The sequence below is a fragment of the Hymenobacter coalescens genome (assembly GCF_054783195.1).
The window spans coordinates 53978-74103 of record NZ_BAAGRA010000005.1 but is presented as its reverse complement, the minus strand read 5'-3'; the positions used below and the strand labels follow the sequence as shown (position 1 = coordinate 74103).

Below are 20126 nucleotides of genomic sequence, written 5' to 3'. Positions count from 1 at the left end.
CCGCCATCGTGGCTGCACCGTAGCCGTAAATCCTCCTGGAGGTGAGCAGGTTACCAAACCACCCGGCACCCAGCAGACGGGCAGTCAGCTCCTCGCCGGCCGGGCGCCCAGCCGCAGACCGCCGCGCCCGAGGCGGCGCCGTGCCACCTTCCGGGCGGTTCTTCCGTCTGTTGCCCGTTATTTGCTTTCCGATGCCAACGCCCTTCACCTTCGTGCGCCTTAGCTACCGCTCCGGCGACTGGGACGCCGTGGATGAGCGCATGCCGGCCAACCTGCTGCATTCGCTGATCGAGTACACCAACGTCAAAGTCAGCCTCAAGGAAAAGGTGGTGGCGCTGGACTCCGCCGAGCTGTTCAGCTACCCGTTCTGCTACCTGTCGGGCCACCGGCTGGTGCAGTTTACGGCGGCGGAAAAGAAGAATTTCACGCAGTACGTGCGCAACGGCGGCTTCGTGTTCGTCGACGACTGCAACCACGACATCGACGGCCTGTTTGCCCGCTCCTTCGAGGAGCAGATGCGGGCCTGCTTCGGGGCGGGCGCGCTCAAGAAGCTGCCCAACTCGCACCCCATTTACTCGCAGTTCTTCCAATTCAAAGACGGCCCGCCGGCTACCTCGTTCGAACTCAACGGCTGGGGCGACGACCTGATCCACGACTACCTCAAAGCCGTGGAAATCAAGGGGCGCATCGGGGTGCTGTACTCCAACAAGGACTACGGCTGCGAGTGGGACTACGACTTCCGCAACAAGCGTTTCCTGGCCGAGGACAACACTAAGTTCGGGGTGAACATCCTGCTGTATGCGCTGACGGCCTGACGCGGGCGGCTTACAAACTCAGCCCCACCGTCCAGCGCAGGTCGTAGTTGACGGGCAGGATGCGGACGGGCAGCATTTCATTGGCCAGCAGCCGGGATTCCAGCTCGTCGGCAAACGCGCCGTTTTGCCAGAGGCGGTGCTGGTACGAGCAGGCCAGCAGAAAGCCCATGGTCAGCTGCGGCCGGCGCTTGGTCAGCGCGCCATCCACTCCCACCCCAAAGCCGGCATTCACCCAGCCCGATTTGGGTACCTGCCCATTGTGCCCGGGCAACGTGGGCCAGGCCATGCGCCGGTAGCCCACCAGCGGCGCGAAATAGAAAGAACTGAGGTCCGTGGGCTCTTCGTTGAGGTAGAACTCGTGCAGGCGCAGCTGGGTGGTGACGCCCTCCACCTCGCGGGGCCGGGCGCCGCCCCGGTGCAGCCAATCGGCCTGCAGGCTCACGCGGCGCGAGAGGTAGTACTCGGCCGATACCAGCCACCCCATGCGCAGGCGAAGCCGCGCGGGGTCTTCCGTGAAGCTCAGGTAGGTCAGTACCGGGCGGGCGACATCGGCTTTTAGCGCCCAGCGGCCGCGCATGGCATCGGGCGCGGCCTGCGTGCGGGCTTGGGGCACGGGTGTTTGCGCCCAAGTCGGGTTGCTAGAACTGGTTATCAGGCCCACGACGGTGTATACAACTGCTTGCGCGCGAAGGAGATGGTAGCGTATCATAGCAAACTGAAGTAGACGAACTATTGCCCAAGTCACAACTCAACCCGGCTCTCCCTCAGTTGTCGAGGCTCAGCGCCTAGCCCAGCGGCAGTCCGGGGTCTGGGGTGCACCTGCTGGTGTGCAGCAACACCAAGGTTAGAAGCGTACGCCCAGGCCCACGCGCAGGTCGGGCAGCACGGGGGAGAGTTCGTATATCGGCTTCAGGTTGAAATACTCGCTGGAGCTGATGTTTTTATCGTACACCCGCGCCTGCCCGACCTGCTGCCACACCATCACGCCGGCGGCGGCATCGAGCACCAGCCGGCCCTGCAGGCCCACCGGCACCTGCACGCCCAGCAGGGCGCCCGCGCCGCCGAACTTCTTGCGCACGTCGTAAGTGGAGTAGTGGGGGTTGTCGCGCACGGCGCGGTAGCTGAGCGCTGGGGCCACGTACAGGCCCAGCGGCAACCCCGCAAACTTGCGCTGCAGGTAGTAGCGGCCCTGCACCGAGAAGCCCGTGCGGCGCGTGTCGGGCGTGCCGCCGTTGAGCAGCCCTTCCACCACCACGCTGGTGCGGTGGCCCAGGTGGCGCTCGGCGGACACGAGCACCGGCAGCAGGTTGTCCTTATGCCCCCAGAAGTTGTAGTCGACGTTGGAGAGGAGCACGGCAGCCGCATCGAAGCGGACAACGGTGCGGCCGGGAGCGTAGCTAGCTGCGGGCGTCAGGGGCTTCAGAGCGACCGGCTCCTCTTGGGCCAGGCTGGGCAGCGCAGGAAGGAAAAGAGCAGCGGCGAGGATAACGGTGGCGCGCATGGCGAAGGGGGCGTAAAGCAACGGTGGGGTTGATGATTGCGAATGATTCAAAGCACGCTTTTCGCCCCGGCGGTGCCTAATCAATTACCACCCTAACCTGACTTTTGAAAACTACGCATCAACGGGCATAAACCTCCTTAAAATGCCGCATCCGCTGATTCAGAACACTGGAAGCAGACTTTCATGTAGATGATTTTCCGCTCATTTGCTCGGGCCGCGCCGCCTCATTCTGCTTGGCTGGGGCCCGCTCCTGCGCCGAACGGGGCGCAGGCACTATTTTCGGCGGCACGCAGCCTGCGGCAAAAAACACAGACTTTACGCCGCTCTTCGCCCCCTTTTCCTGCATGACTGAACAAGACGTAACCCGCCTGCTCGCCAAACTGCCCCGCCTGCGCCAGGAAATCGGCAAGGTCATCGTGGGCCAGACCGAAGTGCTCGATGAAGTGCTGGTGGCCCTGCTGGCCGGCGGCCACGCGCTGCTGGAAGGCGTGCCCGGCCTGGCCAAAACGCTGCTGGTGCGCACGCTGGCCGCCGCCACCGATTTGTCGTTTCGCCGCATTCAGTTCACGCCCGACCTGATGCCCACCGACATTCTCGGCACCGAAGTGCTGGAGGAAGACCACGCCACCGGGCGGCGCAGCTTCGAGTTCGTGCGCGGGCCGGTGTTTGCCAACCTCGTGCTGGCCGACGAAATCAACCGCACGCCGCCCAAGACGCAGGCGGCCCTGCTGGAGGTCATGCAGGAGTTTGAGGTGACCTACGCCGGGCAGACGCACCCGCTGCCCGACCCGTTCTTCCTGCTAGCTACCCAGAACCCCATCGAGCAGGCCGGTACTTACCCGCTGCCCGAAGCCCAGCTCGACCGTTTCCTGCTCTACATCCGCATCGGCTACCCTTCCGAGCAGGAGGAGCTGGCCATCCTGCAGGGCACCACCGGCGTGCGCGGGCAGCAGCCCGAGCCGGCCATTGGGGCCGAGGAGCTGCGGCAGCTGCGCCTGCTGGTGCGCGAGGTGAGCATCAGCCCCGAGCTGCTGCAGTACGTTACGCGGCTGGTGCGCGCCACCCGCCCCGACGGCTCGCCGGTGAAGTTTATCCAGGATTACGGCCGCTGGGGCGCCGGTCCGCGCGCCGGGCAAGCCCTGGTGCTCTGCGCCAAGGCCCGCGCCCTGCTGCACGGCCGCTTTGCCGCCACCCTCGACGACGTGCGCCAGCTGGCCGCACCGGTCCTGCGCCACCGCCTGCTGCTGAACTTTCAGGCTGAAGCCGACCGCCTCACGCCCGACGACGCGGTGGCCGCCTTGCTGCAAGCGGTGACATTGTGAACTGGTGAGTTGACGCTCACGCGGCACGTTGCCGCGCGGTTTCGCATCTTCCGGACTTCGGTCCCACGGATTTCGAGGTCGGGACGGTTAGTGGCAGCGACCAGTCTGCGCCGGCTATGTCGAAAAACGAATAACCCAAAACGAACAACGAAAACGTGCTCGACGCCGCTGCCCTTCTCGCCCTTGGCAACCTGCCCTTGGTGGCCCGGCTTATTGCCGACGGCGCCCAGGCCGGGTTGCACCCCAGCCGGCGGCGCGGCGCGGGCCTGGAGTTTAGCCAATACCGCCCCTACCAGCCCGGCGACGACCTGCGCCGCCTCGACTGGCGCCTCGCGGCCCGCTCCGACCGTTACTACCTGCGCGAATCGGACGTGGACACGCGCCTGACGGTGCGCCTCGTGCTCGACGCCAGCGCCTCGATGAACCACCCCGACGCGGCGGGCGTGACCAAGCTGGCCTACGCCCGCCTGCTGCTGGCGGGCCTCGCCCACGTAGCCCAGCACCAGGGCGACGCCGTGGGGCTGTACGTGCTGCAGGCCGGCAGCCTGCGCACCGTGCCGCCCCGCGCCGACGCCGGCCAGCTGCCGCGCCTGTACCACGCCCTCACCAGCACCACGGCCGCCGGCGGCCTGCCCACCGACCCGGCCACGGCGGGCCCCTTGCTCAGCCGGCAGGGCAACACGCTGACCGTGGTGGTATCCGATTTTTACGACCTGGAGCCGGCCTCAGCCCTGGAGCGGCTGCTCACCCAGCTGCGCGCCGCCGGCGGCGACGTCATGGCCCTGCACCTGCTGGCGCCCAACGAACTGACCCTGGATTACCCAAACGCCTCCACCCTGGAAGACCTCGAAACCGGCCAGCGCCTGCAGCTCGACCCGGCCCAGCGCCCCGCTTACCAGGCGCAGTTGCAAGCCTGGCTGCGCCGCACCGAGCAGAACGTGCGCGGCCACGGCCTCGATTACCACCGCCTGCTCACCGACGAGCCGCCCGCCGCCGCGCTGCGTACGGCCCTGCGCCGCCGGCAGGGCATGCCGGCCTGAGCCGCACGCAGCCTAGCCAGCCACCGAGCCGTCTGTCCACCGTTCTTCACCTGATCTTCCGCCGTTGCTCTCCTTCGCCAACCCTGCTGCTTTGCTGGCCCTGCTCGGGCTGCTGGTGCCGCTGGCCATCCACTTGTGGAACCGGCGGCCGGGGCACGTGGTGCCGGTGGGGGCGCTGCGCTGGCTGACGCCCGGGGCCGCGCGCCGCACAAGCCGGCTGCACCTCACGCAGTGGCCCTTACTGCTGCTGCGCCTGCTCCTGCTGACTTTGCTGGTCGGGCTGCTGGCCGCGCCGCGCTGGTCCCGCCTGCCCCTACCGATGCGCCCGCAAGTGCTGGTAAGCCCGGCCGTGCTGGCGTCGGCCGCCTGGCCGGTGCTGCGCCCTACCGTCGACTCGCTGCGCCGCCGCGGCGCGGAGCTGCGCGCTTTCAGCCCGGGCTTTCCCTTGCTGGCCGATTCGGTAGCCATCCGCAATGTGGCGCGGACGGCGCAGGCCTCGGCCGGGGCGGCCGACTGGTACTGGCCCCGCGCCGCCGAAGCCGCCGACAGCTTTCCGGGCCAGCCGCTGTACCTGTTTACGGCGGCTTCGCTAACGCATTTCAACGGCACGCGCCCGCTGCTGCCGGCGCGCCTGCGTTGGCAGCTGGTGCCGCTCGACTCGGCCGCCCGGCCCTGGCTGCAGGCCGCCAGCCGCCCCCACCCCGACTCGCTGCACGTGCTGGTGGGCCGCGGCGATGGCACCGGCAGCCGTTTCCGGCGGTACCGGCTGGCGTGGCCCGGCCGCTCGCTTCAGCCGCTGGCGGTTCCCGGCCTGCCGGCGCTGCAGTTGCGGCAGCGCGGACCGGATTTCGCGCTTCAATCAACCGGTCCTGATTCCATCCACGTCCCCGTCGAGCCGGCGCTGCGCGTCGGGATAAGCTACGACGAGTCGCGCCGCGAGGACCTGCGCTACGTGCGGGCGGCACTGCAAGCGGCCGCCCCGGCCTTGCCCGCGGGCCTGCGCCTGCGCGTGCTGCCCGTGGCCGACGCGGCCCGGCTCACGCCCGATTCGCTGCACTGGCTGCTTTGGCTCAGCGACGCGGCGCTGCCCTCGGAGTTGCAACGGCAGGTGCCGGCTGGCCTGCGGGTACTGCGCGATGCGCCTTCGCCCGGCGAGGTTACGGCCAGCACGTTTGCACCCGGTGACATGAACGGCCCCGTGTCTCGCCTGCTCCGCCGCAGCCACCCGGCTCCCGCGCCCGGTAGCGTCGTGCTCTGGTCGGCGGCCGACGGCCAACCCGTGCTGACCCAGCAACGCCGCGCCAGCGGTGCGGAGTATCAGCTGCACACCCGCATGCACCCGCAGTGGAGCAGCCTGCCCGACGACGGCCAGCTGCCGGCCCTGCTGCTGGATCTGCTGGCGCCCGCCCCAGCCGTTACCGTTGACCCCCGGGTGATTGGCTCCGACCAATTGCTGGCTCGCCCGGCCGGAACCGAAAGGGCAGCACCACGCCGCGCCGCGTACCTGAATTTGCAGCCCTGGGTCGCCCTGGCGGCGGGGCTGCTGTTTGGCCTCGAACGTTTGCTGGCCGCTCGTCACTCTTCAGCTACCGCCGTATGACGCCGTCGACAGTCGTTTCGCCGGCGGTGCAGGACGCCCGTCAGGCCCTTGCAAAGGCTCTGCAGCGTCACCGCCTTCAGTCCATTGGCTCGTTGCTGCTGCTGGCACTAGCCGGCTCATTGGCGCTGGCCGCTGCTTATCACCGCTGGCACGCGCCGGCGCTGCTGCTGGGCATCGGCCTGGCGGGTGCCAGCCTGCTGCTAACGGCGCTGTGGTTTACGCGGCGCACCAACGTGGCATTCCTTATCCGGCAGTTCGACCGCACGTTCCCCGAACTGGAGGACAGCACCGGCCTTTTGGTCGACCGCCCGGCGGGTTTGCTGGCGCAGCTGCAGCAGGGCCGCGTGGCCCAGCGGCTGCTGCAATTGCCGCTGGCCGCCGCCCTCCCCATTGCGTGGCGCAGCCGCCTCCTGCTCACGGCGAGCTTGCTGCTGCTGAGCGTGGCTTTGTGGCAGTGGCCGCGCCCCACGAAACCTGCCGCTCCCATTCTGCACCCGCGCTTTGCGGCCGCGGAGAAGGGCCTAGCCCGCGCCACCGCCGCGCGGCTGCTGAGCACGCAGGTGCGCATCGTACCGCCCGCCTACACTCGCCTACCGGCTTCAACGCCCACTGAATTGTCGTTCCGCTGCCCGCAGGGCGCATTGGTCCGCTGGACGGCCCGGCTCAGCCAGGCGGCCGCTGCCCCGCAGCTGCTGGTGACCGGGCAACCGCCGATTCGGTTCCGTGCCGTGCCCGGCCAGCCGCTCACCGTTGAGGCTGAGTACCGCTTTACCCGCTCCGCGCTCTACCGCCTGCAGCTGGCTGGCCAGGCCTCGGATGACTACGCCGTGGAAGTGCAGCCCGACACGCCCCCGGTTTTGCGCCTGCTGGCTCCTCTCTCGTACACGCTCATCGAACGCCGGCAGCAGCCGGAAGTCGCGGTGCGCGTAGCCTTGCGCGACGACTACGGCCTGCGCCGGGCCCGGCTGGTAGTCACCACGGCCCAGGGCGAGGGCGAGGCCGTGAAATTCCGCGAAACGATAACCGACCTGAGCGCTGCTTTGAGCGGGCAGCCGCGCCAGCATACCGCCACGGCTACCCTGCGCCTCCCCGCCCTCGGCCTCACCTACGGCGACGAGCTGTACGTGTATGCCGAAGCCTGGGATGCGGCCGGCCACCGCGCCCGTACCGATGCCGCGCTGGTGCAGTGGCAGGACACGGCCGCTACCAACGACATTGCCGCTATTTCGCTGGGCGTAAACCAGATGCCGGCTTACTTCCGCAGCCAGCGGCAGATCATCATCGATACCGAAAAGCTGTTGGCGCAGCGCCGGCAGCTGCCGGCGGCCGAGTTTCGGGCCCGCGCCAACAGCTTGGGCGACGATCAGAAAATCCTGCGGCTGCGCTACGGCAAGTTTCTGGGCGAAGAGGGCGACCATGGCCTGGGCGAATCCGCGCCGCGCCCGCCGACGGCTGAAGACGCCTCCACGGAGCCCGCCGGACACGATGAGCACGAGGGCCACAGCGACCATGACGGCCACGACCACGCCGCCGCTCCCACCGCTGAAGGCGGTATTCCGACGGCCGATGCCCTGCTCGCGCCCTACCAGCACCTCCACGACGACGCCGAAACCGCGGATTTTCTGGAACCGCAGGTAAAAGCCAAGCTGCGCGCCGTGCTCAGCCAGATGTGGGACTCCGAACTGCGCCTGCGCTTGGCCAAGCCTGCCGAAGCCCTGCCGTACGAGTACCGCGCCCTGCGCCTGCTCAAGGAAGTGCAGCAGCAAACCCGCGTGTACGTGCGCAAGTCCGGCGTCGACCTTCCGCCGCTGCCCGAGGCCGAAAAGCGCCTGACCGGCGACGTGAGCAAAGCCGCCGCGCCTAATCGGCAGGGGCAGCAGCGCCCGAAGGCGGCTACTCAGCCCGCCATTCGCACGGCGCTGGCCCAACTGGCCGCCTACCGCGGCGGCCAGCAGCCAGCCCCGGCCGACCTGGCCCGCCTGCGGCTGGCCGGCCAGGCCCTCGGCTCGGCAGCGCTAAATGAGCCGGCCGCCGCCCTGCCGGCCCTGCGGGCGTGGCGCCGCCTGCTCCAGCAGGTACAAACGGCCCGCCCCATCCCCAACTCCGATCTGGAGGCCGTGGAACGCGCCCTGACCAATCTGCTGCCCCAGCCCACAACGACCCCGCTACGCCCCGCCTCGGCCCCGCTGACCCGCCGGTATTTTCAGGAACTCAGTCGCTGACATGCCATTCTCCGCTCCTCCCGACTTGTTCCTCTATTACGCCCACGCCGCGCTCTGTCTGCTGCTGGCCCTCGGCCTTACCTGGCAGAGCCGGCGCACCGGGCGCGGACGGCGCCGGCTCGTGCGGCTGGTAGCTGGCCTGCTGGCGGCCCTCGCGCTGTGGTTTACCGCCTACCCGCCCCAGTACCGCGTAACGACCACGGCGGGGGCGGCCATCTTGCTTACGCCTGGCTACGAGCCTGACTCCGTGCGCGCCCTGCGCCGGCGTTTTGCGTCAGCACCGATTTTCCGCTACCGCCCGCTGAATTACCCCGGTGGCGACACGCTGGCCCTGACTTCCTTATCAGCTCTAAACAGCCGTGTACCAAACCTGAACACGCTGCACATCGTGGGGGCGGGCCTGCCGACCTCGGACCTGCCGGCACTGCCGTCCACGGTGCGCGTCGTGACGCACCCCACGGCTAGTGCCAATCAGTTCGCGTCGGCGGCCTGGAATCGGCGGGTTGCGCTGGGGCAGGCGCTGCGCATCGAAGGTCGGTTCACCGGCCAAGGCACAGACCCGATCTGGGTGCGCCTGAGCGCCGCCGGCAGCTCGCGCGACTCGGTGCGCCTGCCCGCATCGGGCGGCCGCTTTGCGCTGCGGTACGTGCCACGCCGCACCGGGCGCCTCCTGGCCCGTCTCGAAGCGCGGAGCGGCCGCACGCGGGTGGCCTCGGAGCCGGTTCCCGTGGAAGTACAGCCGGCTCGCCCCTTGCGCGTACTTATACTGGCCGGCACGCCGTCGTTTGAGCTGAACCTGCTGAAGAATCACCTGGCCGAGCGCGGCCACCAGGTAGCCCTGCGGCTGCGCCTCAGCCCGGGGCTGCAGCAAACCGAAGTACAGAACCGCTCCCGCATCGTCCTCGGCTCCCTGTCGGCTGCCACCTGGCGCGGCTTTGATGTAGCCATTGCCGATGCCGATGGCCTCAATGCCTTATCTGCTTCTGAAGCCCGCCTGCTGACGGCGGCCACGGCCGAGGGCCTGGGGGTCCTGCTGGTCGGAACCACCGAGCTGCCGCGCCCACTGCCCGGCCGCACCGACTTTGCCTTGCAAGCTACTTCGACCACCCTGGCCGAGCGGCCGCAACCTATCCGCTGGCCAGAGGGCAGCGCCAGCACGGTGTTACCCGCCCTGCTGCGCTCCACGCCCCGCACCCGCGCCCTGATAAGCGGCCCGACCCGTGGCAGCGCGGCCGCGGCGGCCCGGCGCACCGGCTGGGGCACGGTGGTGGTAGCCACGCCTGCCAGCACGTACCAATGGCTCCTCAGCGGCGCTACCGCCCGCTACGATTCGTATTGGACCACCCTGCTCAGCACGGCGGCTCGCCCGCTGGAACCAGCTGCTTACTGGACCACTCCACTTTGGCCGCGTTTGCACGAGCCCCAAGTACTGCGCCTGACGGCGGCCCAGGCGCCGCGCCGCGCCGGTGGCAGGGTGGAAACCCCGGCAGCCGGGGTGGTGGGGCTGCCGCTGCGTCAAAGCCCGGCGCAACCGGATGTGTGGGAGGGTCGCTTCTGGCCGGCCGCGCCGGGCTGGCACCGTGCGGTAGCGCCTGGCCAGGATACGGCCGCGTTTTACGTGTTCAATGCCACCGAATGGCCGGGTCCCCTCCAAGCGCAGCAGCTGCGCGCCCTGCAGCAGCTCCCCGACCCGGATGCCGCCAGCCCGGCTCACGCGGCCGTGCGCTGGGAAACCTGGATTCCGGCCACGTGGTTTTTTGCCTTATTCGTTTTAGCCGCGGGCTGGCTGTGGCTCGATGAAAAGCGGTAGCAACTGGGTCAGTACCGAATGCAGGGATGACCAATCAGCTGCGGATCGTGGGCCTCGCCCACCAGGTACTGGCCGACTTGCATCACGCGGCCGCGCAGGGTGCTTTCTGGCTCTGTGCCCTCCTCCCTGATCGGTAGGCTGAAGGCCGTTGCAGATGGGGAAGTCGGATGAAGGTGCGGCGTAGCATGAGCCGGAGCTAGGAGCAGATCAGGTTCGGACACGGTGCGGACAAGGTGGACGGGCCGCAAAGGTACGCAGGCATTGACGCGTAGCACTTTCCGGCGGCCCAGGAACCAACGCAAACCGCCCGGACTTCTCCAGGGAGAAATCCGGGCGGCAGCCTAAAGCAATGCGACTGACGCGCGGTCAGCCGGCTTGACTACTGAGCAGCTTGCGTCGTGGTAGCAGCCTCGGTCGTCGTGGTGGTGGTAGCCGGAGCAGCAGCCGTCGTGTCGGTCGTGGCAGCAGCAGCCGTCGTGTCTACGGTCGTAGCTTCGGTCGTGGTGGTTTCGGTGGTCGTAGCTTCTGTGGTGGTTTCAGCAGCTTTGTCACCGCACGAAGCGAGGCTAACAACGGCGAACAGGGCAGCTACTTTCAGCAGATTTTTCATCTGAGTTGGTAAGTTTGAAAATGTTGGTCTGAAAAACGCCCTTCATACCGGCGAACCGTAGAGGTAACCCACCGGAGAAAATATTTTTTCGCTGGGTTACCGCGCCGCCGGTAAGGTATTAAGAACGAGTAACTGCGCATGGGCAAGGGACAACCTTCCTACACCGACGACGAGCTAGTGGCGGGCATCCGCCGCGGCGACGACCGGGCATTGGCACACATGTACCGCCAGTATTTACCCACGGTAATTCACTTGGTGACGCAAAACAGCGGCACCGAAGACGAGGCCAAGGATATTTACCAGGAGGGCGTGATGGTGTTTTACGAGAAGATCCGCGACGGCACGCTCGAACTGAGCTGCCAGATCAAGACCTATCTCTACGCCGTGTGCCGCCGGCTGTGGCTGAAGCGGTTGGCCGAGAAGGGTCGCTACGGCGGCCGCCTCGCCGACCACGAGCCCTACCTCGAAACCGGTGCCGAAGCCGATCTGGCCGAGGCGGAGGAACGCGACCGGCAATTCGCTCTGATGAGCGAGGCGCTGGTGCGGCTCGGGGAACCGTGCCGCTCCTTGCTCGAGGGGTTTTACCTGCTCGACAAGTCCATGCAGCAGCTCACGGCGGAACACGGCTACACCAACGCCGACAATGCCAAAAACCAGAAATACAAATGCTTGGTGCGTCTGAAGAAACTGTTTTTCACCCAATACAAAGAAGAACCGCTCCCTTAACCGACGCGCCGCCTTTTGCTTGGCGGGACTAACACCCGCCCCACTGCCATGATGACCGAAGCCGATTATTACGCCTTCTTCGACGATTACCTGCACGAGCGCCTCGAGCCGGCCGTGCGCCAAAACCTGGAGCGCCGCCTCGCGGCCGATCCGGTGCTGGCCGAGCGCCTGGCCGAGTACCAGCGCCTCACCGGTACGCTGCACGCGTATGGCCAGCGCCTGCGCGTGAGTGAGCAGTTGCGGGCGCTGCAGGCCGAAATCGACGCGGAGCAGGAGACCACCGTGGAGACGGGCCGCCCCGACATGCCGGTGCTGCGCATCTCGCGCACGGAGCAGTGGCTGCGCGAGTTCTGGCACGGGCACCGCGCCACCATGGCCGTGGCAGCTTCGGTAGCCGTGATGGCCGTGTTTGCCACGCTGCTGGGCCTGCAGTGGTGGAACACGCGCAATCAGCCTACCTCGGCGGGCTACGCCAAGCTGCGTTTGGAAGTCAATCAGCTTAAAAACGCGCAGAAGAAAAACCAGCGCGTGATGAACCAGGTCATGAACCAGATCGGCGCCACGCCCCCGGTGCAGAGCAAGTTCAGCGGCACCGGCTTCGCGCTGACTTCCGACGGCTACATCGTGACCAGCTACCACGTAATTCAGGGCGGCGATTCCGTCCTGATTGAGGGTCGGGACAAGCAGCGCTTCCGGGCCGAGCCGGTTTTCTCCGATGTGGCCCACGACCTGACCATTCTGCGCATCACCGACCGCCGCTTCCAGGGCTTTGGCAAGCTGCCTTACACCATCAAGCGCCGCCAGGCGGAGCTGGGCGAGAAAATCTATACCCTCGGCTACCCGCGTGAGGACCAAGTGTATAACGATGGTTCGCTGAGCGCCCGCTCCGGCTTCGAGGGTGATACGGGCTTTTACCAGATCAGCATTCCGGTGAACCCCGGCAACTCGGGTGGTCCGGTGCTGGATGACCGCGGCAACCTCGTCGGGGTTATCAGTGGCCGGCAGATGGACGTGCAAAGCGCGGCCTTCGCCACCAAGTCGTCGTACCTCGCGCGCTTGGTCGACTCGCTGTCGGCCGCGCCCAACCCGCATACCTACAACCTGCCGCGCCAGAACCAGCTGACGGGCCAGTCGCGGACGCAGCAACTGCGCAAGCTGCAGGACTTTGTGTTCGTGGTGAAGGTTTACGAATAACAACTGCCGATTTCTGCCTCACATAAACCAGTAGGGCGCCGTGGTACTGCACCACGGCGCTTTTGCTTTGGGGCTTGGCCAGTGGCGCCGGCTGGCGTTTCATGTTCCCTCAAACTACCTCACAACCACCGTATCCCGGGCGCTAGTGCGGGCCCATGTAACTAAAACAGCCCCGACGGATACCGTCGGGGCTGCTAGGTGCAGGCGGCCAGAGCCAAGACGAGTTAGCGCAAGCGAATGGTGCGGGTGCGGCCGTTCACGGTTACCGAGGCGATGTTGTCGCAGGCCGCGGTGCCGGTGGGGTCGTAATTCAGCAGTAGAGTCTTCTCCTTGGAGGTCTTGATGTCGACGGTTCCGGCGGTGAACACCCGGGCGCAGCCGCGCTGAAACACTTTCTTCAGCGGCTGCTGAATAGTAGCCACGAAAGAGACGCCCTTGCGGTTGGTACCCGTGGCCGAGCCCGTCACGGAGTACTCATCGTCGAGGATGGTGCGGGTACCCTGGCCTGCCAACTGGGTATAAGTGCGTTGCGACGTCCAGGCGGCGGTGCCTTGCGCAGTGGTTACGCTGGCATTCTGCACGTCCAGGGTGTACACGCTGCTGCCGGTGTAGGTGATGGTGCGCGTGCCCGTGTGGGGGTTGCCGTTGACGGAATAATTAACCAGCGAAATGACCACCGAAGAGCCCGGCTGCCGATGCTGCCCGCTGAACACGGCCACGATTTGTCCGCGGCGGATGCGCCCGTCGCGGCCGATGCAGCCGCTGGCGTCAAACGTAATGGTGAGCGTGCGGGTAGCCGCGTCGTAAGTGCGGGTAACGCAGCCTCCGCCCACGGCCAGCAGGTCGGCTGCGGGGGCCCACGTGCCGGTGCTGCGGTTCACGTCTTCGGGCGCGTTGGCATCCACGTACTCGAAGGTGGCGGCGTCGGTGCCTTCGGCATCGGCGTTGTCCTCGGCCGATAGCGTAGAAGAAGGCCCGAAGTCGTCGTCTTTGCTGCAACCGGCCAGGCCAGCAATCAAACTGATACCGAGGCCCGAGAGCAACAGTGCGGAGTAAAAAGAGCGTTTCATGGAGAACTGGTAAAAGCAGTGGAGGAAAGCAAGTGGACGTCCGGGTTTCGCTTGCTTGGAAAGCTGCGGGTATATATAGTTTAAGCTATTCCAAAAAAAATTTACGAGCCGGGAACTTATAGACTTCAACCGCACGCGCGGGCCACCGTATAGCCTTGGTTACCGGTTGTCTGCTAAAATTCGGTTGTCCATGAAAATAGCTTCTCGCTGCCTGTGGCTTTGCGCGGTATCTGGCTTGGTGCTGGCCTCTTGCGGCACCGGCGAACGGGACCCCGTTGCCGACGCCAAGTTTGAGAACGAGCAGCGCATCGGCCGTGAAGACGTAACCAAGCGCCAGGAACAAGACGCCGACTTCATGGTGGAAGCCGCTACCGGCAGCCGCTTCGGCGCCGAGCTGGGGCTGCTGGCCCAGCGGCGCGGCGGCAGCCCGGCCCTGCGCAGCTACGGGCAGCAACTGGCCCGGGAGCAATCGAGCCTGAGCGCGGCGCTGCGCACCGTAGGCGAGCAGAAAAACCTGGCCGTTCCCGATGCGCTGACCCAGGATCAGCAGGAAACCGTTAGCAAGCTCAGCGGCCTGAGCGGGGCCGCCTTCGACCAAGAACTGCTCGGCACCATTACCGAGCACCTCGATGACGCCCACGATGCCTTCGACGACATGGCCGATGACGCCTACGATGGCGACATCCGGGCCGTAGCCGCCAAGCACGCCGCGCTCCTCAAAACCCAACGCGAACGAGCCGACCAACTGGAAGAACAACTTCCCCGCTAACGGCTGTGCCTTCACCTGACCAATCCAACCAGAACCCTGTTATGAAACGACCCGCATTTTTGCTGGCGGCACCGCTGGCCGCATTGCTACTGCTAAGCACCACTTCGTGCTCCGACAACGCCAAGCGCGACGACGCCACGGCCGGCGAAGCCGTGAGCGACATGGATGAAGCCCGCGAAGAAGGGGGCGTGAAGTCCGATGCCGTCGTGATTGATAACAACGCCGGCCCCACTGTAACGGCCGACGCCGATTCGGCGCAACAGACGGCCGGCGACTCGGCCCGCTAAACGGGCGCGACTTTTCATCCGAGCATAGCCGCAATCATTCCAAACCACTTCCAAAACCCCATGAAAAAGCTTCTGTTCCCCGTGCTGTGTTGTGCGGCGCTGATGGCCGGCGCCACCGCCTGTTCCGACAACAAAACCAACGCGGACGTTACCGAAACCGCTAACAACGAGGCCAACGACAACGCCATGCGCAACGCCACCAGCGGCGAAGTCAATGCCTCGAACGACGGCGACACCACTGGCAACGCCAGCACCATGCCCGCCGCCGATCCGAACGCCACCGCGCCCCACAAGGACGACCCCGAGTTCATGATGTCGGCCGCGCACAGCGACCAGAACGAAATTCAGCTCAGCAAGCTGGTGCTGGAAAAAGGCGTCACCGGCATGGCGAAAGACCACGCCAACATGATGATCAAGGACCACACCGCGTCGACGGCCCAACTGAAGCCCATCGCGCAGAAGAAAGGCGTGACGCTGCCCACCGACATGGACGCCGAGCACAAAGCCATTGCCGAGCAGATGAAAAACCTCTCGGGCGCCGAACTGGAGCAACGCTACATGCAGCAGATGGTGATGGACCACCAGAAGACGCTTAACACCATGCAGGCCCACAACACCATGACCCAGGACGCCGACCTGAAAGGCTTCATTGCCAAGGTGACGCCCGTGGTACAGGCCCACCTAGACATGTTCAAGAAGCACGGCGACATGAAGATGTAGCCTGGCTTTAAAGGCCTAATGCAACGAGCCGCTTCAGCCATTGAAGCGGCTCGTTGCATTAGGCGCGTTTGCGACGCACATAATCATGTGAATTGGGCACGCAAGGGCCGCCTTCGGTGCAACGGCCGCCGCCGGGTGGTCGACGTTAGGCAAACGCAAAAACGGTTCAGACCCGATGAAAAACCTCTTATCCACGGCCTTGCTGCTGGCAAGCATAGGTGCTGCCACAGCCCAAACGCCCGCGCCGGTCAAGCCCTTGGCCAAACAGAAATTTAACCTGCACCCCAGCGAAAACGACTACGGCTATGCCCAGGCCGTGCTGGTCGGCAACACGCTCTACGTATCGGGCACGGTAGCCGCGGGCACCATGCCGGAGCAAATCAGCGGCATCTACGCCCGGCTGGAAAAAACGCTGGCCCATTACGGCCTCCGTTTCGCCCACGTAGTGAAGGAAAACGTGTACACGGTGGACATAAAGGGCTTCAACAAAGCGCAGGATGTCGTGCGCAAGAAGCACTACCAAGGCGACTTTCCGGCGGCTACTTGGGTAGAGGTGAAGCGGCTGTTGATGCCCGCCGCGCTGGTGGAGATAGAACTGGTGGCCGTGAAGCCCTGACGCGGTGGCCCGGCTACTCGGCCGGTCCCACGGGCACGGCCGTCCATTCCAGCCGCCGGGTGTCGCAGCTCAGCGCGTTGATGTTCAGGCGAAAGGTACCCGTGGCCGCCTCCGCCCCCGAAAAGCGGCCCTCCAAATCGTAGCGCCAGGCCGATGCCCCGCCGGCGGGCGGGTCTACCGCCACGCCGCGCACGTTCCCGTCGCGCACGGTGAAGTTGGTATCGGGTCCGATGGTGATTTGCTCCAGCTTGCCGCCGCAGCGCCAGTACCCGCTGAAGGTGAGTTGGGAAAGCGTTTTGCCGTCGGGCGCTACCACGAAGCTAATCCGGCCACCTTTCATGCCGTTGCCGATGGTGCCTTGCCATTGGGTGCCCTTGGAAGGGGTGGAACGCGCGGCCACCACGGCAACGCCGAGCAGCAGGGGAAAAACCAGAACTTTCATGAAACGGTGGGGTGCAATGCGGAACGAAGGGCGTAAACTACGTTTTGTCGCATTTGCCGTCAAGCAAAAAACGCCACCCCGCCCAAAATTTAACATTGGACGCGGCGGCGTTTTTTCCCCGACCTGCACGCAGGTTCGGGTTGTTAAGCAGCTTCTTCGACCGCGCCGGCGGGCTTTTCCTCGGCGTATTTGCTGATTTTCAGCTCCTCGGCCAGGAAGCGGGCCGTGTGCCCTTTCTTCACCTTGGCCACCTGCTCCGGCGTACCCTGCGCTACGATGGTGCCGCCGCCCGCCCCGCCCTCGGGACCGAGGTCAATGATGTGGTCGGCGACCTTGATCAGGTCCAGGTTGTGCTCGATGATGAGCACCGTATTGCCTTTGTCGGCCAGTTTCTGCAGCACGTCCGACAGGTGGCGGATGTCCTCGAAGTGCAGGCCGGTGGTCGGCTCGTCGAGAATGTAGAAGGTTTGGCCGGTGTCCTTTTTGCTCAGCTCGGTGGCCAGCTTCACGCGCTGGGCCTCCCCGCCCGAAAGCGTGGTGGCCTGCTGCCCCAGCGTGATGTAACCCAGGCCCACTTCGTTGAGCGTCTTGATCTTGCGCAGAATTCGCGGCTGATTTTCGAAGAACTCCACCGCCTTCTCGATGGTCATATCGAGCACGTCGGTGATGCTCTTGCCCTTGAAGCGTACTTCTAGCGTTTCGCGGTTGTAGCGGCGGCCCTTGCAGGTTTCGCACTGCACGTGCACGTCGGGCAGGAAGTTCATTTCGATGGTGCGGATGCCGGCGCCCTCGCAGGTTTCGCAGCGGCCGCCCTTCACGTTGAAGGAAAAGCGCCCCGGCCCGTAGCCGCGGATTTTGGCCTCGGGCAAGTTGGAGTACAGCTGACGGATTTCGGTGAACACGCCGGTGTACGTGGCCGGGTTGGAGCGCGGCGTGCGCCCGATGGGCGACTGGTCCACCTCAATCACCTTGTCCAGCAGCTCCAGCCCCTCGATGGTCTGGAAGGGCAGCGGCTCGCGCTTGGCGTTGAAGAAGTGCTTGTTCAGGATGGGGTACAGCGTGTCGTGGATGAGCGAGGACTTGCCCGAGCCTGATACGCCCGTCACGGCCACCAGCTTGCCCAGCGGCACCTTCAGGGTCACGTTCTTGAGGTTGTGGCCCTTGGCACCCTTCAGCACCAGCTCCGTACCGTGGCCTTCGCGCTTTTTCTTGCGCAGCTCGATGTGTTTTTCGCCGCTCAGGTACTGGGCCGTGAGCGAGCCGCTGCGCTGGAATTCTTCCGGCGTGCCTTCGGCCACCACGTGTCCGCCGTGAATGCCGGCGCCGGGGCCGATGTCCAGCACGTGGTCGGCGTGCACGATCATGTCCTTGTCGTGCTCCACCACGATGATGGAGTTGCCCAGGTCGCGCAGGTGCTTGAGGGCGTTGATCAGCCGCTCGTTGTCGCGCTGGTGCAGGCCGATGCTCGGCTCGTCCATGATGTAGAGTACGCCCACCAGTTGGGTACCGATCTGCGTGGCCAGGCGGATGCGCTGCGACTCGCCGCCCGACAGGGTGCGGACGGACCGGTGCAGGTTCAGGTACTCCAGGCCCACTTCCAGCAAAAAGCCGATGCGCTTGCGGATTTCCTTGAGCAGCTCGCGCGCAATCAGGTTCTGGCGCTCCGTAATGCGGTCTTCCAGCCCCTCAAACCAGCGGCTCAACTCGCCGATGTCCATAACGGACAGCTCGCCGATGTGCCGGTTGTCGATTTTGAAGTGCAGCGACTCTTTCTTGAGGCGGAAGCCCTGGCACTCGGGGCACTCGGTGGCCTGGGTGTACTGCTGAATCCACTCGCGGATGTTCTCCGAGTCGGACTCCATCTGCCGACGCAGGAAGGGAATAATGCCCTCGAACGGCTCGGTGTAGGTGGCTTTTTTCTTGTCGTCCTCGTCCTCCGGCTCGGGCACGCCGTGGAGCAGGCGCTCTACCAGCTCGCGTGGCAGCTTCTCAATGGGCGTGGTGAGCGACGCCTTGTGTTTCTTCAGAATCAGATTCATCTGCTGAAACACCCAGATGTCACGGTACTCGCCCAGAGGCGCGATGCCGCCGCGGCTGATGCTCAGCTTGGGGTCGGGCATCACCGACTCCTCGGTAATCTGCTGAATCTCGCCCAGGCCGTTGCACACCGGGCAGGCGCCGTAGGGCGAGTTGAAGGAGAACGTGTTGGGCGCCGGGTCGTCGTAAGCAATACCAGTGGCCGGATCCATCAGGAAGCGCGAGAAGAACTGCGTCTTCTTGGCATCCGGGTCGAGCACCAGGGCCGTGCCCTTGCCGTGCGTCAGCGCCGACTGCATGGAGCCGGAGAGGCGGAACCGGTCGTCTTCGCGCACCAGCAGGCGGTCGATGACGATTTCGATGTCGTGGATCTTGTAGCGGTCCACCTGCATCTTGGCGGTGATGTCGAGCAGCTCGCCGTCGACGCGCACCTTGGTGAAGCCCAGCTTGGCAATCTGCTGGAACAGCTCGCGGTAGTGGCCTTTGCGGCCCTTCACCACCGGCGCCAGCACCACCAGCTTTTTGCCCTCGAAGTGCTTGAGGATGTAATTGATGATCTGGTCGTCGGACTGCCGGATCATCTTCTTGCCCGTCACGTAGCTGAAGGCTTCGGCGGTGCGGGCGTAGAACAGGCGCAGAAAGTCGTAAATCTCGGTGATGGTGCCCACCGTGGAGCGCGGGTTGCGCGAGGTCGTTTTCTGCTCGATGCTGATAACCGGCGAAAGGCCCTCAATCTTGTCCACGTCGGGGCGCTCCAGGCCGCCCATGAAGGAACGGGCGTAGGCCGAAAACGTCTCCATGTAGCGGCGCTGTCCCTCCGCATAGATGGTATCGAAAGCCAGTGAGGATTTGCCCGAGCCCGAGATGCCCGTGAACACCACCAGCTTGCCGCGCGGAATCTTGATGGAGACGTTCTTCAGGTTGTGCTCCCGCGCGCCGTACACCTCGATAAAGGGGGCCTCGATGGTAGCCGCCGAGGAGTGAGTGGCCGAAGTGGCCGGCGCGGCTACGGTGGGCGCGTGCGCCGGCTGGCCGTTGCTCCCACGGGCGTGGTCCGCCTCGGCGGGCTTGGGCACAGCCGTTTTGCGGACCTTGGGCGTAGACTTGGGCGCCGCGGCCGGGGCCTCAGCTGCGGCCGCGGCCGCTGATTTTTTCTTAGCCATGCAATGCGTAGCAGATAAGCCCGCGAAAGTACGTTAAAAGCGCCCCGCTCGCTAACCAGGCCCGAAGGTTTGCTAGCGGCATTAGCCAGCGGCGGGCGGCGGGTTGCAGAAGAGTCTAACCCCGAAAGCCGCCTTTTCGTTCGGCTGCTTCCGGGCTTCTTGCTACCCGGGTTGGCAGCTAT

18 protein-coding genes are annotated in these 20126 nt (G+C 65.6%); 12 read left to right on the top strand and 6 right to left on the bottom strand.

Annotated elements, in window-relative coordinates:
* Positions 1–191 precede the first annotated feature (191 nt).
* The gene (locus ACYVKQ_RS04860) at positions 192–815 is read left to right on the top strand and encodes a DUF4159 domain-containing protein (protein WP_460576190.1); all 624 of its coding nucleotides are present in this window, start codon (positions 192–194) and stop codon (positions 813–815) included.
* A 10-nt stretch (positions 816–825) separates the two neighbouring features.
* Here the strand turns inward: ACYVKQ_RS04860 and ACYVKQ_RS04855 are convergent, their stop codons facing one another.
* On the bottom strand, positions 826–1428 hold the full coding sequence (locus ACYVKQ_RS04855; protein WP_460576188.1) for a hypothetical protein: 603 nt from the start codon (positions 1426–1428) through the stop codon (positions 826–828).
* 231 nt (positions 1429–1659) lie between these two features.
* Complete coding sequence (locus tag ACYVKQ_RS04850; RefSeq protein WP_460576186.1) at positions 1660–2316, bottom strand: hypothetical protein; 657 nt, start codon at positions 2314–2316, stop codon at positions 1660–1662.
* 344 nt (positions 2317–2660) lie between these two features.
* Between ACYVKQ_RS04850 and ACYVKQ_RS04845 the strand changes: the two genes are divergently transcribed.
* The 5 genes from ACYVKQ_RS04845 (at position 2661) to ACYVKQ_RS04825 (ending at position 10310) form a co-directional block, all read left to right on the top strand.
* Positions 2661–3638, top strand: a complete 978-nt coding sequence (locus ACYVKQ_RS04845; RefSeq protein WP_460576184.1) for an AAA family ATPase — start codon at positions 2661–2663, stop codon at positions 3636–3638.
* 155 nt (positions 3639–3793) lie between these two features.
* A complete protein-coding gene (locus ACYVKQ_RS04840) occupies positions 3794–4678 on the top strand; it encodes a DUF58 domain-containing protein (RefSeq protein ID WP_460576182.1) in 885 nt (294 codons plus the stop codon).
* 64 nt (positions 4679–4742) lie between these two features.
* Positions 4743–6278 (top strand): BatA domain-containing protein, encoded by a 1536-nt coding sequence (locus ACYVKQ_RS04835; RefSeq protein ID WP_460576180.1) that lies wholly within the window; start codon positions 4743–4745, stop codon positions 6276–6278.
* On the top strand, positions 6275–8500 hold the full coding sequence (locus tag ACYVKQ_RS04830; protein WP_460576178.1) for a hypothetical protein: 2226 nt from the start codon (positions 6275–6277) through the stop codon (positions 8498–8500). The genes ACYVKQ_RS04835 and ACYVKQ_RS04830 overlap by 4 nt, the downstream gene beginning before the upstream one ends.
* A gap of 25 nt (positions 8501–8525) precedes the next feature.
* The gene (locus ACYVKQ_RS04825; RefSeq protein WP_460576176.1) at positions 8526–10310 is read left to right on the top strand and encodes a hypothetical protein; all 1785 of its coding nucleotides are present in this window, start codon (positions 8526–8528) and stop codon (positions 10308–10310) included.
* 379 nt (positions 10311–10689) lie between these two features.
* Here the strand turns inward: ACYVKQ_RS04825 and ACYVKQ_RS04820 are convergent, their stop codons facing one another.
* Entirely contained in the window at positions 10690–10920 is a 231-nt protein-coding gene (locus ACYVKQ_RS04820) for a hypothetical protein (protein ID WP_460576174.1), read from the bottom strand.
* Positions 10921–11058: 138 nt separating this feature from the next.
* Here ACYVKQ_RS04820 and ACYVKQ_RS04815 point away from each other — a divergent pair, with 138 nt between their 5' ends.
* Together ACYVKQ_RS04815 and ACYVKQ_RS04810 are read left to right on the top strand one after the other, a co-directional pair.
* A complete protein-coding gene (locus ACYVKQ_RS04815; protein ID WP_460576172.1) occupies positions 11059–11646 on the top strand; it encodes an RNA polymerase sigma factor in 588 nt (195 codons plus the stop codon).
* A gap of 48 nt (positions 11647–11694) precedes the next feature.
* Positions 11695–12840 (top strand): trypsin-like peptidase domain-containing protein, encoded by a 1146-nt coding sequence (locus ACYVKQ_RS04810; RefSeq protein WP_460576170.1) that lies wholly within the window; start codon positions 11695–11697, stop codon positions 12838–12840.
* Between the two features lie 224 nt (positions 12841–13064).
* On the opposite strand, the gene ACYVKQ_RS04805 is transcribed toward ACYVKQ_RS04810, so the two are convergent.
* Positions 13065–13910: a hypothetical protein gene (locus ACYVKQ_RS04805; RefSeq protein WP_460576168.1), complete on the bottom strand. Its 846-nt coding sequence runs from the start codon at positions 13908–13910 to the stop codon at positions 13065–13067.
* A gap of 190 nt (positions 13911–14100) precedes the next feature.
* On the opposite strand from ACYVKQ_RS04805, the gene ACYVKQ_RS04800 reads away from it, so the two are divergent.
* The 4 genes from ACYVKQ_RS04800 (at position 14101) to ACYVKQ_RS04785 (ending at position 16302) form a co-directional block, all read left to right on the top strand.
* On the top strand, positions 14101–14679 hold the full coding sequence (locus tag ACYVKQ_RS04800; RefSeq protein ID WP_460576166.1) for a DUF4142 domain-containing protein: 579 nt from the start codon (positions 14101–14103) through the stop codon (positions 14677–14679).
* Between the two features lie 41 nt (positions 14680–14720).
* Positions 14721–14966: a hypothetical protein gene (locus ACYVKQ_RS04795; protein ID WP_460576164.1), complete on the top strand. Its 246-nt coding sequence runs from the start codon at positions 14721–14723 to the stop codon at positions 14964–14966.
* Between the two features lie 60 nt (positions 14967–15026).
* Positions 15027–15686, top strand: a complete 660-nt coding sequence (locus ACYVKQ_RS04790) for a DUF4142 domain-containing protein (RefSeq protein WP_460576162.1) — start codon at positions 15027–15029, stop codon at positions 15684–15686.
* A 175-nt stretch (positions 15687–15861) separates the two neighbouring features.
* Positions 15862–16302 (top strand): RidA family protein, encoded by a 441-nt coding sequence (locus ACYVKQ_RS04785; protein ID WP_460576160.1) that lies wholly within the window; start codon positions 15862–15864, stop codon positions 16300–16302.
* 13 nt (positions 16303–16315) lie between these two features.
* Here the strand turns inward: ACYVKQ_RS04785 and ACYVKQ_RS04780 are convergent, their stop codons facing one another.
* Together ACYVKQ_RS04780 and uvrA are read right to left on the bottom strand one after the other, a co-directional pair.
* A complete protein-coding gene (locus ACYVKQ_RS04780; protein ID WP_460576158.1) occupies positions 16316–16744 on the bottom strand; it encodes a hypothetical protein in 429 nt (142 codons plus the stop codon).
* A gap of 143 nt (positions 16745–16887) precedes the next feature.
* The gene (gene uvrA, locus ACYVKQ_RS04775; RefSeq protein ID WP_460576156.1) at positions 16888–19944 is read right to left on the bottom strand and encodes an excinuclease ABC subunit UvrA; all 3057 of its coding nucleotides are present in this window, start codon (positions 19942–19944) and stop codon (positions 16888–16890) included.
* Between the last annotated feature and the right edge of the window lie 182 nt (positions 19945–20126).

Coding starts and splice junctions, on each gene's coding strand:
- ACYVKQ_RS04860 (WP_460576190.1), top strand. CDS start 192: ATGCCAACGCCCTTCACCTTCGTGCGCCTTAGCTACCGCTCCGGCGAC.
- ACYVKQ_RS04850 (WP_460576186.1), bottom strand. CDS start 2,316: ATGCGCGCCACCGTTATCCTCGCCGCTGCTCTTTTCCTTCCTGCGCTG.
- ACYVKQ_RS04845 (WP_460576184.1), top strand. CDS start 2,661: ATGACTGAACAAGACGTAACCCGCCTGCTCGCCAAACTGCCCCGCCTG.
- ACYVKQ_RS04830 (WP_460576178.1), top strand. CDS start 6,275: ATGACGCCGTCGACAGTCGTTTCGCCGGCGGTGCAGGACGCCCGTCAG.
- ACYVKQ_RS04820 (WP_460576174.1), bottom strand. CDS start 10,920: ATGAAAAATCTGCTGAAAGTAGCTGCCCTGTTCGCCGTTGTTAGCCTC.
- ACYVKQ_RS04815 (WP_460576172.1), top strand. CDS start 11,059: ATGGGCAAGGGACAACCTTCCTACACCGACGACGAGCTAGTGGCGGGC.
- ACYVKQ_RS04810 (WP_460576170.1), top strand. CDS start 11,695: ATGATGACCGAAGCCGATTATTACGCCTTCTTCGACGATTACCTGCAC.
- ACYVKQ_RS04805 (WP_460576168.1), bottom strand. CDS start 13,910: ATGAAACGCTCTTTTTACTCCGCACTGTTGCTCTCGGGCCTCGGTATC.
- ACYVKQ_RS04800 (WP_460576166.1), top strand. CDS start 14,101: ATGAAAATAGCTTCTCGCTGCCTGTGGCTTTGCGCGGTATCTGGCTTG.
- ACYVKQ_RS04795 (WP_460576164.1), top strand. CDS start 14,721: ATGAAACGACCCGCATTTTTGCTGGCGGCACCGCTGGCCGCATTGCTA.
- ACYVKQ_RS04790 (WP_460576162.1), top strand. CDS start 15,027: ATGAAAAAGCTTCTGTTCCCCGTGCTGTGTTGTGCGGCGCTGATGGCC.
- ACYVKQ_RS04785 (WP_460576160.1), top strand. CDS start 15,862: ATGAAAAACCTCTTATCCACGGCCTTGCTGCTGGCAAGCATAGGTGCT.
- ACYVKQ_RS04780 (WP_460576158.1), bottom strand. CDS start 16,744: ATGAAAGTTCTGGTTTTTCCCCTGCTGCTCGGCGTTGCCGTGGTGGCC.
- uvrA (WP_460576156.1), bottom strand. CDS start 19,944: ATGGCTAAGAAAAAATCAGCGGCCGCGGCCGCAGCTGAGGCCCCGGCC.